10 protein-coding genes are annotated in these 12430 nt (G+C 59.4%); 9 read left to right on the top strand and 1 reads right to left on the bottom strand.

Going from position 1 to position 12430, the window contains the following annotated elements; all coding sequences use genetic code 11:
* The first annotated feature begins 266 nt into the window (after window positions 1-266).
* The 4 genes from PY650_RS27400 to ade all read left to right on the top strand — a co-directional run bounded on the left by PY650_RS27400 (window position 267) and on the right by ade (window position 4955).
* Window positions 267-1016, top strand: a complete 750-nt coding sequence (locus PY650_RS27400) for a HugZ family pyridoxamine 5'-phosphate oxidase (protein WP_285882760.1) — start codon at window positions 267-269, stop codon at window positions 1014-1016.
* A 113-nt stretch (window positions 1017-1129) separates the two neighbouring features.
* Window positions 1130-1447, top strand: a complete 318-nt coding sequence (locus PY650_RS27405; RefSeq protein ID WP_028751732.1) for an ArsR/SmtB family transcription factor — start codon at window positions 1130-1132, stop codon at window positions 1445-1447.
* A 364-nt stretch (window positions 1448-1811) separates the two neighbouring features.
* Window positions 1812-3140, top strand: a complete 1329-nt coding sequence (gene aptA / locus PY650_RS27410) for an omega-aminotransferase AptA (RefSeq protein ID WP_285882762.1) — start codon at window positions 1812-1814, stop codon at window positions 3138-3140.
* Window positions 3141-3257: 117 nt separating this feature from the next.
* Window positions 3258-4955: an adenine deaminase gene (ade, locus tag PY650_RS27415; RefSeq protein WP_285882764.1), complete on the top strand. Its 1698-nt coding sequence runs from the start codon at window positions 3258-3260 to the stop codon at window positions 4953-4955.
* On the opposite strand, the gene bglA is transcribed toward ade, so the two are convergent.
* The gene (gene bglA / locus PY650_RS27420) at window positions 4956-6602 is read right to left on the bottom strand and encodes a beta-galactosidase BglA (RefSeq protein WP_285882766.1); all 1647 of its coding nucleotides are present in this window, start codon (window positions 6600-6602) and stop codon (window positions 4956-4958) included. It lies immediately after the preceding gene.
* Between the two features lie 296 nt (window positions 6603-6898).
* On the opposite strand from bglA, the gene PY650_RS27425 reads away from it, so the two are divergent.
* The 5 genes from PY650_RS27425 to PY650_RS27445 are packed head-to-tail and all read left to right on the top strand — an operon-like array spanning window position 6899 to window position 12341.
* Window positions 6899-8479, top strand: a complete 1581-nt coding sequence (locus PY650_RS27425) for a peptide ABC transporter substrate-binding protein (protein WP_285882768.1) — start codon at window positions 6899-6901, stop codon at window positions 8477-8479.
* Window positions 8480-8527: 48 nt separating this feature from the next.
* Complete coding sequence (locus PY650_RS27430; RefSeq protein WP_285882770.1) at window positions 8528-9451, top strand: ABC transporter permease subunit; 924 nt, start codon at window positions 8528-8530, stop codon at window positions 9449-9451.
* Window positions 9448-10365 (top strand): ABC transporter permease subunit, encoded by a 918-nt coding sequence (locus PY650_RS27435; RefSeq protein ID WP_285882772.1) that lies wholly within the window; start codon window positions 9448-9450, stop codon window positions 10363-10365. Before PY650_RS27430 ends, PY650_RS27435 begins: the two co-directional genes overlap by 4 nt.
* Window position 10366: 1 nt before the next feature.
* The gene (locus tag PY650_RS27440) at window positions 10367-11362 is read left to right on the top strand and encodes an ABC transporter ATP-binding protein (protein ID WP_285882774.1); all 996 of its coding nucleotides are present in this window, start codon (window positions 10367-10369) and stop codon (window positions 11360-11362) included.
* Window positions 11355-12341, top strand: coding sequence for an ABC transporter ATP-binding protein (locus tag PY650_RS27445; protein WP_285882776.1), 987 nt, complete (start codon window positions 11355-11357; stop codon window positions 12339-12341). Before PY650_RS27440 ends, PY650_RS27445 begins: the two co-directional genes overlap by 8 nt.
* Window positions 12342-12430 lie beyond the last annotated feature (89 nt).

Genomic DNA, 12430 nt, shown 5'->3' on the forward strand with positions numbered 1-12430 from the left:
AAACGGGGCTTTGCAGAGGCTTGAGCCGTGTGCGGGGAAACTCGCACGCACGGTTCTTAGGGGGGAATGGTGCAGTAATGCACCGTTCCTACCCGACTTCACCGTCTCTGGTGACCACGAGCGCCAGGAACAGGTCTTCGAACGCCTGAAGGCCTCCTACTCCCCGAGACACGTCGCTTTGCATATCCTGGCCTTGCCGATAGGATACCACGCTTCGGGGCTGTAGGCCTGTCACGTTCCCCGAACGTCAAATGACGGAGATCACCATGAACGACAAGCCGTCCGTACTGCGGCAAACCGATGACGATGCACGCAGGCAGGCACGCATCCTGCTGCGCTCCGCCCGCTATGCTGCACTTGCCGTCATCGATCCCAAGACCGGCTTTCCATCGGTTAGCCGCGTCTTGACCGGCACGGATATCGACGGTGTGCCGGTCATTCTGGTCTCCGGCCTTTCAGCTCATACCGGGGCACTGTCGAAAGACCCGCGCGCTTCGGTCCTCTTCGGCGAGCCCGGCAGGGGCGATCCACTCGCCCATCCGCGCCTCAGCGTCCAATGCAGCGCCGAGCGAATCAATCGGCAAAACCGTCTGCACGGACGCATTCGGGCGCGTTTTCTCGCCCGCCATCCCAAAGCGAAGCTCTATGCCGACTTTCCGGATTTCTGCTTTTTCCGCCTCGTGCCCCTCACCGCCAGCCTGAATGGTGGCTTCGGAAAGGCCTATATTTTGCCAGGTGATGATCTCATGATTCTTTCAGCAGCCAACGAGGCGCTGGCCGAACAGTCAGATGCGACAGTGCAAGAATTACTAGCCCGCTACCCGGATATCATCACCTCCATAACAGGCGCGATGAAGGGTTCGAGTGGCAAAAATTGGCGGATTTGTGGCCTGGATATGGCAGGAATCGACCTAGTTTGGCGGGATCAGGCCCTGAGATGGGAATTCAACCCGCCCTTAGGGGAGCTATCGGACACTCATACATACATATCTAAAATAGCATACTCGATACCTTAAATTTAGGTATATACAATCTTTGGCCTATATTGGTATTGTTACTTATCGGATTAACTCCGCGATTAGAAATACCGCAATTTCTGATGTATGCTTCGCATTAGGAAGATTAGAAGATGAAGACAAGAAATTTGGCCGAACACTCGAATGTGGCGGCAGCATTATTATCTGCAATGGCGAACCCGAAGCGCCTCATGATTCTTTGCAGCCTGGTCAAGGGTGAAGTTCCGGTTGGCGTATTGGCCAACCAGGTGGGGCTCAGCCAATCTGCACTTTCCCAGCACCTTTCGAAGCTGCGCGCCCAGAAGCTGGTGAAGACCCGCCGTGATGCCCAAACGATTTACTACTCCAGCACTTCGGACTCGGTCATCCGCGTTCTGGAAACGCTGGAAGACATTTATTGCGAACCGGAAAAAAGTAGATCGGCTGCTTAATAGCCAAAACTGGCTCTAAGTATTCGAGGCAGTATCTTTAAGGAAAAACTAGTTTCACCTTAAGATCTTGCCGCTTTCATCACCACGGACATAACTGATTTGGCTGGCAAATTTTCGAATTTGCCAGCCTTTTCGCGTCCGGCGCCCGCTCTTGGATTAGCCCATATGGCGCAACGGCATCGCGGCGAAAGCCGCAGCAATCCAGATTAGACAGAACCAAAATGAAACCAGCCACCCTTCATCTTGGCGACCAGCTTTGTCTTGACGCCAAGAGGTCGGCTGATAATTTGACCGGACAGTAAATAAATCGCGTGGTTCCACGCCGCGATCGGGAAATGGCCCCCGAATGGCCTTGGAGAACAGCATGTCCGACCGTTTGAATGCCACCCCCAACGATCTGCGCGCATTTTGGATGCCGTTTACAGCCAACCGCCAGTTCAAGAAGGAGCCACGCCTCTTCGTCGGCGCCAAGGACATGTACTACACCACCCATGACGGGCGGCAGGTACTCGACGGAACGGCAGGCTTGTGGTGCGTGAACGCCGGCCATTGCCGGCCGAAGATCACCGAGGCCATTCGCGAGCAGGCAGGCGAACTCGACTATGCACCGGCCTTCCAGCTCGGTCACCCCAAGGCCTTCGAGCTGGCCAATCGGCTGGTGGATATCGCGCCCGAGGGCATGAACCACGTCCTCTATACCAATTCAGGTTCTGAATCGGTCGAGACCGCGCTAAAGGTGGCGCTTGCCTATCATCGTGTGAAGGGCAATGGCTCGCGTTTCCGCTTGATCGGCCGCGAGCGCGGCTATCACGGCGTCAATTTCGGCGGCATCTCCGTCGGCGGCATCGTCTCCAATCGCAAGATGTTCGGTACGCTGCTCACGGGCGTCGACCACATGCCCCACACCCATGTTCCCGGCAAGAATGCCTTCACCCGCGGCGAGCCAGAGCACGGCGGCGACATCGCCAGCGAGCTGGAGCGCATCGTGACATTGCATGACGCCTCGACAATCGCTGCGGTCATCGTCGAGCCGGTCGCCGGCTCCACCGGCGTGCTGATCCCGCCGAAGGGCTATTTGCAGAAGCTGCGCGAAATCTGCACCAAACACGGCATCTTGCTGATCTTCGACGAAGTCATCACCGGTTTCGGCCGCCTCGGCATGGCCTTCGCCGCGCAGTATTACGACGTGAAGCCGGACATGATCACGACCGCCAAGGGCCTGACCAACGGCGTCATCCCTATGGGCGCAGTCTTCGTGACCTCGGAAATTCACGATGCTTTCATGCAGGGACCCGAGCACATGATCGAGTTCTTTCATGGCTATACCTATTCCGGCAATCCGATAGCCTCTGCCGCAGCTCTCGCGACGCTCGATACTTATAAGGAAGAAGGCCTTTTGACACGCGCCGCCGAGCTTTCGGACTACTGGGCCGATGCCCTGCACTCTCTGAAGGACTGCCCGAACGTCATCGACATCAGAAACACCGGCCTGATCGGCGCCATCGAGCTCGACCCCATCGCCGGCGAACCCACCAAGCGCGCCTTCACCGCCTTCCTGAAAGCCTATGAAAAGGGCCTGCTAATCCGCACCACCGGCGACATCATCGCACTCTCCCCGCCGCTGATCATCGAAAAGCACCATATCGACGAACTCTTCGGCAAGCTGCGGGATATCTTGCAGAACAATATCTAGTTCGCTTTTCATGGGTCACGATAGGATCCTCGAATTCGAAAGAGACCCCTCTCCGCGCCTGCGGGGAGAGGTTGGGATGAGGGGCAAGACGCAATCTCAGCAAGCACGGGAAGAGCCATGACCACCGAACTCGAACGCTATATCGACCAGGGCGTTGGCCGGGAGCCTGCCGACATCGTGTTCAAGGGCGGGCGGTTTTTCGACTTGGTGACGGGCGACCTCGTCGCCTCGGACATTGCCATTTGCGGCGACCGCATCGTCGGTACCTGCGGCGACTACCAGGGCCGCGAGGAGATCGACATTTCCGGTCGGATTATTGTTCCCGGTTTCATCGACACCCATCTGCATATCGAATCCTCCCTGGTAACGCCGCATGAATTCGACCGCTGTGTCCTGCCCTTGGGCGTGACCACGGCGATTTGCGACCCGCATGAGATCGCCAATGTGCTTGGCACGGTAGGGATCCAGTATTTTCTGGATTCCGCGCTGGAAACCATCATGGACATCCGCGTCCAGCTCTCTTCCTGCGTGCCGGCGACGCATCTGGAAACATCGGGAGCCGATCTGCCGATCGAGCGGCTCCTGCCCTTCCGTGACCATCCGAAGGTCATCGGCCTCGCGGAATTTATGAATTTCCCGGGCGTCGTGCACAAGGACCCCGTCTGCATGGAAAAGCTCGACGCCTTCCAGGGCGGCCATATCGACGGCCATGCGCCGCTTTTGCGCGGCAACGACCTCAACGGCTATCTTGCAGCCGGCATTCGCACCGAACATGAATCGACCACAGCTGAAGAAGCTCTCGAAAAAATCCGCAAGGGTATGCACATCCTCGTTCGCGAAGGCTCGGTTTCCAAGGACCTGCACGCCTTGATGCCGATCCTGACCGAGCGGCTGTCGCCCTATCTGGCGCTTTGCACCGACGATCGTAATCCGCTCGACATCGCCGAACAGGGTCATCTCGACTATATGATCCGCACGGCCATTGCCCATGGTGTCGAGCCGCTTGCGATTTATCGCGCAGCCTCCATCTCGGCTGCCCGCGCCTTCGGCCTTAGTGACCGCGGCCTGGTGGCACCCGGCTGGCGCGCCGATCTCGTCATCATCGACAGCCTGGAGAACTGCAAAGCGCAAACCGTCTTCTCTGCGGGCCGGCGCGTCACCCCGGAACTTTTTGCGGGCCGTAAGCCGGTCGCTCCGGTCGGCCTCGATAGCGTCAAGGCGCGCCCGATCAACGCTGCCGATTTCGGTGTGCCGGTGACCGAGGGTGAGAGCTCTGTCATCGGCGTCACCCCTGGCAAGATCATCACGCAGCATCGCCGCTACAATCTGCCCGTCAAAGGCAACCATACGGACATCGACCTCGGCAACGACGTCATCAGGGTCGCCGTCATCGAGCGGCACGGCAAAAACGGCAACCATGCTAATGGTTTCGTCCAGGGTTTCGGCCTGAAGAAGGGCGCGATCGCCTCGACCGTCGGCCACGACAGCCACAATATCTGCGTCGTCGGCGTCAATGAGGACGACATGGCCCGCGCCGCCAACCGCCTCGGCGAGATCAACGGCGGTTTCGTCGTCGTCGAGAACGGCGTCGTCACCGGCGAAATCGCCCTGCCTGTCGCCGGACTGATGAGCCTCGAGCCCTACGAAAGCGTGCGCGATATCCTGCATCATCTGCGTCAGGCCGCTTACGCCCTTGGCGCGACACTGGAAGAACCCTTTCTGCAGCTCGCTTTTCTGCCGCTGCCTGTCATTCCGCATCTGAAGATCTCGGACCGGGGACTTGTCGACGTCGACAAATTTATGCTGATCGGGTGATCATGCGACCTGCCCGCAAAACACGTCCAATGCCTGAAGCGTGACCATCTCGCTCGCGTTGGCAGTCTCAAAGCCCGGCATCGGCACGGTTTTTACCACCTTGGTCCCCCTTGGCAGGGCAAGTTTTACGGGTTTGCGAGACAGGTTGAAGACAAAGAACAATGTTTCGCTGCCCTTCTTGCGCGTGAAGGCGAGAACGTTCTCCTTGGTATCGAGGAATGTCATGTCACCGTCGAGTAGCGCTGCGTGTTGCTTTCGGAAGGCGAGCGTCTCGCGATAGTGATGAAGAACAGAGTTTCGATCCGCCTCCTGCTTGTCGACGGCGAGTGCTGCATGCTGATAGGGCACAGGCAGCCACGATTTTTCCGCCGTGGTGAAGCCAGCATGGACGCGGCTCGCCTCCCAAGGCATTGGCGTGCGGCAACCGTCGCGGCCCTTGAAAGCCGGCCAGAAGCGGATGCCGTAGGGATCCCGCAAATCCTCGAAGGCGAGTTGCGCCTCAGGCAGGCCCAATTCTTCGCCCTGATAGAGGCAGATCGAACCACGCAAGGTGGAAAGCAAGGAGATCGCCAACTTGGCGACACGCGGCTGCTCGTCCTCCGTTTCAGCAAAACGGCTGACATGCCGGTTGACGTCGTGGTTGGAGAAGGCCCAACACACCCAGCCGTCGGTGACGTTCTCCTGGAAATCGCTGACGCAACGGCGGAAATGTTTCGGCGTGAAATCCGGCCCGAGGAGATCGAAGGTGTAGCACATATGCAGCTTGTCGCCGCCGCTCGTATAGGCGGCCACCGTCTGCAGCGAGCGAGCGCCGTCGCCGACCTCGCCGACGGTCGTGCGTGCCTCATACTGATCGAGCAGCGCGCGGAAACGCTTCAGAAAGCCGATATTTTCCGGTTGCGTCTTGTCGTGGAGATGGTTCTGCATGCCATAGGGATTGCTTTCCGGTGCATCCAATCCGCCGGTGGCAATCACGGCTGGCGGATTGTCCCTCAGCTTCTTGTCGCAGAAATAATAGTTCACGGTGTCCAGCCGGAAGCCGTCAACGCCGCGATCGAGCCAGAACTTGACCGCCGCAAGCACGGCGTCCTGGACTTCGCCATTGTGGAAATTCAGGTCCGGCTGCGAGGTCAGAAAATTGTGCTGGTAGTATTGCCGGCGTACGCCGTCCCATTCCCAACCTGGTCCGCCGAAGATCGACAGCCAGTTGTTCGGCGCCGTGCCGTCCGGTTTCGGATCGGCCCAGACATACCAGTCCGCCTTGGGATTGTCGCGGCTCGCCCGGCTCTCGACGAACCAGGGATGGCGATCCGAAGTATGCGAGATCACCTGATCAATGATGACCTTGAGGCCAAGCGCGTGCGCGGCCGTCATCATCTCGTCGAAATCGGCGAGCGTGCCGAAGATCGGATCGACATCGCAATAGTCGGCGACATCGTAGCCCATATCGGCCATGGGCGAGGTGAAAAATGGAGCCAGCCAAATGGCGTCGACCCCGAGCGCGGCAATATGCGGCAGGCGCCGGGTGATGCCCTTGATATCACCGAGCCCGTTGGCATCGGTATCCTGAAACGATCGCGGATAGACCTGATAGATCACCGCACCACGCCACCAATCGGCTCCCGCCACTTTGCCCGTTGATTTCATGAGACAATCCGCCTTGATTTCCTATCGCTTTTCAGATCGCACACTAAGCCTTGGGCGGCAAGCTGCAAACCGAGCCAAGCATGAAGCCTAGGATTGCGTAAGCAAAAAATTGTGAAGTGGTTTCGAAAAAGTGCCAAGGTGGATATTCACAACCATGAGCCACGGCTCGCTTTGGGACTTGAAAGCGACGTCGCTTCGGATAACTTGCGACATTGACCTGCACGTACAGGTCACCTGCGGGATCAAAAACAGCCTTGAAAAACAAGGCCTATAACACCAGAAAGGTGGGGAAAGACATGACTCATTTCACCAAAAAATTCATCGCATCGGCCTTCTTGGGCACCCTATTGAGCGTTTCTGCGCATGCCGCGACCCTCAATATCCACAATGGCGGCGACCCGACGTCGCTCGACCCGCAAAAAATCTCCGGCGATTGGGAAAACCGTATCGACGGCGATATTTTCGAAGGCCTGGTGACGGAAGATCCCAAAGACAACCCGATCCCCGGCCAGGCGGCGAGCTGGACCATTTCTCCCGATCAGAAGGTCTATACCTTCAAGCTGCGTGATGGCATCAAATGGTCCGACGGCCAGCCGGTGACGGCGCAGGACTTCGTCTTCGCCTTCCAGCGCCTGATGGACCCGAAGACCGCCGCCCAATACGCTTATCTGCAATATACGATCCTGAACGCGGAAAAGATCAACAAGGGCGAAATCAAGGATCTCAGCCAGCTCGGCGTCAAGGCGATCGATGACAAGACGTTGGAGATCACGCTTGAGAACCCGACCCCCTACTTCCTCAACGCGTTGATGCACTACACGGCCTATCCGCTGCCCAAGCACGTCGTTGAAGCCAAGGGCGACGATTGGGTCAAGATCGGCAACATCGTCACCAACGGCCCCTACAAGCCCGTCGAATGGGTGCCGGGCTCGCATGTCAGCAACGTCAGGAACGATCAGTACTATGACGCCAAGGACGTCAAGATCGACAACGTCAACTTCTACACGCTGGAAGACCAGGCTGCCGCGCTGAAGCGTTTCCGCGCCGGTGAATTCGATATCCTGACCTCTTTCCCCGCTGACCAGATTGAATGGATTCATAAGAACCTTCCTGGCCAGGCGCATGTGGTTCCGTTCCTCGGTACCTATTATTACGTCCTGAACGCCACCAAGCCGCCGTTCAACGACAAGCGCGTGCGCCAGGCCCTCTCCATGGCCGTCAATCGCGAAGTCATCGGGCCGAAGATCCTCGGCACCGGCGAACTGCCGATGTATTCCTGGGTGCCGCCGGGCACGGCCAATTATGGCGAACCGGCTTTCGTAAGCTGGAAGGACGAGCCCTATAGCCAAAAGGTCGAAGAGGCCAAGAAACTGCTCAAGGAAGCCGGCTTCGGCCCCGATCACCCGCTGAAGGCGCAGCTGCGCTACAACACCAATGACAACCACAAGCGTATCGCCGTTGCGATCGCCGCCATGTGGAAGCCGCTCGGCGTCGATATCGAGCTCTACAACACCGAAACCAAGGTGCATTACGATGAAATGCAGCGCGGCCAGGTGGAAATCGGCCGTGCCGGCTGGCTCGCCGACTATAACGATCCCATCAACTTCCTGAACCTCCTGTCGACCGGCGTCGAGATGAACTATGGCCGCTGGAGCAACCCGCAATATGATGCGCTGATCAAAGAAGGTAACGAGCAAACCGACCTGAAGAAGCGGGCCGAGGCCTTCAAGAAGGCCGAGCAGCTTGCGCTCGACGACAGCGCCGCGATCCCGATCTACTACTACGTTTCCCAGAATATCGTAGCTCCAAAGGTCCAGGGCTTCGTGGATAATATTCAGGACATTCACCGCACCCGCTGGCTGTCCATCAAAGAATAATAGGAAAAGGCCCCGCTCGCTCTTGCCGGGCGGGGCCCCAACGCACCCATGTTTCGCTACGCTCTCCGTCGCCTGCTGTCGACAATCCCTGTCCTGTGGATTGCCGTGACAGTGTGTTTTTTCATCCTGCGCCTCGCTCCGGGCGGCCCGTTCGACGGCGAACGGCCATTGCCGCCGGAAGTCAAAGCCAACCTCGCGGCCCACTACAACCTCGATAAGCCGCTTGTCGAACAATATCTGATCTATGTCGGCGATGTGCTGAAGGGCGACCTCGGCCCCTCCTTCGCCAACCAGGATTTCACCGTCACCCAACAGATCATGTCGGGCTTTCCCTACACGCTGACCATTGGTGGCGCCGCCTTCGTTCTTGCAACGATCATCGGCGTATTCATCGGCTGTCTTGGGGCGCTCTACCAGAACCGGAGCGCCGACTATTGGCTGGGCGGGGGCCTCCTCATCGGCCTGGTGATGCCAAGCTTTCTGATCGCCCCTATCCTGCAGCTCGTCTTCGGCAATACACTTGGGTGGCTGCCGGTCGGCGGCTGGGGTAACGGCTCGATCAGGTTCCTGATCCTTCCGGTCGTCGTTCTGACATTGCCGCATGCCGCGCGCATCTCGCGTCTGATGCGCGGCTCCATGATCGAGGTGATGAACCAAAACTTCATCCGCACCGCCAAGGCCAAAGGCATCGGACCGCGCCTGACCGTCATGCGCCATGCGCTGAAGCCGGCAATGATGCCCGTCGTCTCCTATCTCGGACCGGCGGCAAGTTACCTGCTCACCGGTTCGCTCGTGGTCGAAAGCATCTTCGGCCTTCCCGGCGTCGGACGCTATTTCGTCGGTGCTGCGCTCAACCGTGACTACGGCATGGTGCTCGGCACGGTCATCTTCTACATGGTGCTGATCGTGTTCCTGAACCTGCTCGTCGACATCACCTATGCATGGCTCGACCCGAAAGTGAGAATGCGATGATCCTCAACCCTGCAAAGCGAGAATTGCTGGAAGCGGAGTTGCTGTCCGCCGAGGGACTTGCGCCGAAGGGCCGTTCCCTGACAGGCGACGCGATGCGACGCCTCCTGCGCAACAAGGCAGCCGCGCTGTCCCTCATTGTGCTGGCGTTGCTGATCCTCATCGCCATCTTTGGCCCGAACTTCCTTCCTTTCAACTATGAGGATCCGGATTGGGCCTCTTTCCGTGGCCCGCCAGATTTCGCCGCCGGCCATTATTTTGGCACCGACGGCAATGGCCGTGACCTCCTAGCGCGCACGCTCTACGGCACACGCGTTTCTTTGACCGTCGCGCTCGTCGCCACCTTAGTCTCGGTTATCATCGGCGTGCTTTACGGCGCTGTCTCGGGCTATTTCGGAGGCCGTGTGGACGCCATCATGATGCGTTTCGTCGACATCATGTACGCGCTCCCTTATGTGCTCTTCGTCATCCTGCTGATGGTGATCTTCGGCCGCAACGTCTATCTGCTGTTTGCGGCAATCGGCGCGCTGGAATGGCTGACCATGGCGCGCATCGTGCGTGGCCAGACGCTCTCCATCAAGCAGCGGGAATTCATCGAAGCGGCGCGGGCCTCCGGCCAGCGTTCGTTCAAGATCATCCTGAAGCATATCGTTCCGAACCTCGTCGGGCCGGTCGTCATCTATGCGACGCTCACCATTCCCGAGATCATCGCCACGGAAAGCTTCCTTTCCTACCTGGGCTTCGGCGTGCAGGAACCGCTGACCTCGCTTGGAACCCTTATCGCTGATGGCGCAGCCGGTATGGAGACCACGCCCTGGCTGCTGTTCTTCCCCGCCGGCTTCCTTGTCGCCCTGCTGATGAGCCTACTCTTCATCGGCGACGGCCTGCGCGACGCTTTCGATCCGAAGGATCGCTGACATGACAGAAACGCTTCTCGAACTCAAAGACTATTCCATCACGTTCCGCACACCGGAAGGCGAAGTCGCCGCTGTCTCGAAGATGAACCTGAAGATCGGCCGTGGCGAACGTGTCGCCATCGTCGGCGAGTCCGGTTCCGGCAAGAGCCAGACCTTCCTCGGACTGATGGGCCTGCTCGCCAAGAACGGCCGCACCAGCGGCCAGGCGCTTTTGGATGGCAAAGACCTGCTGACTTTGAAGCCGCGCGAGCTCGACAACGTGCGCGGCAAGGACATGGCCATGGTCTTCCAGGACCCCATGACCGCCCTCAATCCCTCGCTGAGGATCTCCCGGCAGTTGACCGAGCAGCTCGAAGTCCATGGCGGGCTTTCGGCGCGCGCGGCCTCGGCGGCAGCCCTCGATATGCTGAAGCGCGTCGGCATCCCTGACCCGACCCGGCGCTTCAATCTCTATCCGCACGAACTCTCCGGCGGCATGCGTCAGCGCGTCGTCATCGCCATGGCGTTGCTCACCAAGCCGAAGCTCCTGATCGCCGACGAGCCGACGACTGCGCTGGACGTCACGATCCAGGCGCAGATCCTCGATCTCTTCAACGAGCTGACGGCGGAAATGAATACCGCGTTGGTGATGATCACCCATGATCTCGGCGTCGTCGCCGGCCTCGCCGATCGCGTCGCCGTCATGTATGCCGGCCGCATCGTCGAGGAAGCGCCGGTCGAAGAGTTGTTCGAAAATCCGGCCCATCCCTACACTGCGGCACTCCACGCCTCCATCCCGCGACCAGACCAGGATGTCGACGATCTCGCCGTCATTCCTGGCCGGCCGCCGAACCTGATGCATCTGCCGCGCGGCTGCGCTTTTTCGCCGCGCTGCGCCCATGTGCAGGATGACTGTCTGGACGCGCCGCCGCCGCTCGACCAGCTTGCGCCGCGACGCTGCGCCGCCTGCTTCCATCCCCTTTCGGCTAATCAGGAACGGAGCCTCGTCCATGGCTGAGCAAACGCTTCTGAAGGTCGAACACCTAACCACGCAATTCGAACTGCCGTCGAAATCCTTCTTCAAGGCGCCGTTGACCCTGACGGCGGTCAATGATGTCAGTTTTGAGCTGAAGACGGGGCGCACGCTCGGCATCGTCGGCGAATCAGGCTGCGGCAAGTCGACGCTTGGCCGTTCCATCCTCAGACTGATCAAAGCGCAGAAGGGCCGCGTCATGTGGCAGGGCGGCAACCTGCTGGATCTTTCCGAAGAGGAGATGCGTGCCGCCCGCCGCGACATGCAGATCATCTTCCAGGATCCGATCGCCTCGCTCGACCCGCGTATGACCGTCGGCGACATCATCGCCGAGCCGCTTTCGGTGTTCGAGCCGAAACTGACAAAGGCGCAGCGACAGGAACGCGTGCGTGAAATCATGGCGGCGGTCGGCCTGGTGCCGGAAATGATTAATCGCTATCCGCACGAATTTTCGGGCGGCCAGGCGCAGCGCATCGGCATCGCCCGCGCCGTTGTGACGCGGCCGAAGCTCGTCGTCTGCGACGAGCCGGTCTCGGCCCTCGACGTCTCGATCCAGGGTCAGGTAATCACGCTGTTGCGCAAGTTGCGCAAGGAGTTCGGCCTGACGCTGATCTTCATCAGCCACGACCTCTCCGTCGTGCGCCTGATTTCGGACGACGTGCTGGTGCTTTACCTCGGTAAGGTGGTGGAAGCGGGCGATGCCGCCACGGTCTTCGACCATCCGGCGCACCCCTATACGCAGGCTTTGTTCTCTGCCGCGCCTATCCCCGACCCGAAGCGGGCGCGCGGCCGCGAGCGTATCCGCCTGCAAGGCGATCCGCCCTCACCGCTTAATCCGCCGGCCGGCTGCGTCTTCTCGCCGCGCTGCTGGAAGGCAACGGACATCTGCAAGACCAAGATGCCGCCGACCGAGCATGTTCGTCCCGGCCAGGCCGCGGCGTGCTATCATATGGACAGGCCATAAGGTTCAAGAGGTGGACGGCGCACCCCGCCGTCCACCTTGCTCAAGCAGCCGCATGCGCGTATGCAGCAGCAAAGCGAAACGCAGGAGGA

The organism is Martinezella calliandrae, assembly GCF_030272695.1.
GTDB lineage: Bacteria > Pseudomonadota > Alphaproteobacteria > Rhizobiales > Rhizobiaceae > Rhizobium > Rhizobium calliandrae.

Excerpts from the sequence above, each read along its gene's own strand:
- aptA (WP_285882762.1), top strand. The coding sequence starts at position 1,812 with ATGTCCGACCGTTTGAATGCCACCCCCAACGATCTGCGCGCATTTTGG.
- ade (WP_285882764.1), top strand. The coding sequence starts at position 3,258 with ATGACCACCGAACTCGAACGCTATATCGACCAGGGCGTTGGCCGGGAG.
- PY650_RS27440 (WP_285882774.1), top strand. The coding sequence starts at position 10,367 with ATGACAGAAACGCTTCTCGAACTCAAAGACTATTCCATCACGTTCCGC.
- PY650_RS27400 (WP_285882760.1), top strand. The coding sequence starts at position 267 with ATGAACGACAAGCCGTCCGTACTGCGGCAAACCGATGACGATGCACGC.
- PY650_RS27425 (WP_285882768.1), top strand. The coding sequence starts at position 6,899 with ATGACTCATTTCACCAAAAAATTCATCGCATCGGCCTTCTTGGGCACC.
- PY650_RS27430 (WP_285882770.1), top strand. The coding sequence starts at position 8,528 with ATGTTTCGCTACGCTCTCCGTCGCCTGCTGTCGACAATCCCTGTCCTG.
- PY650_RS27435 (WP_285882772.1), top strand. The coding sequence starts at position 9,448 with ATGATCCTCAACCCTGCAAAGCGAGAATTGCTGGAAGCGGAGTTGCTG.
- PY650_RS27405 (WP_028751732.1), top strand. The coding sequence starts at position 1,130 with ATGAAGACAAGAAATTTGGCCGAACACTCGAATGTGGCGGCAGCATTA.
- bglA (WP_285882766.1), bottom strand. The coding sequence starts at position 6,602 with ATGAAATCAACGGGCAAAGTGGCGGGAGCCGATTGGTGGCGTGGTGCG.
- PY650_RS27445 (WP_285882776.1), top strand. The coding sequence starts at position 11,355 with ATGGCTGAGCAAACGCTTCTGAAGGTCGAACACCTAACCACGCAATTC.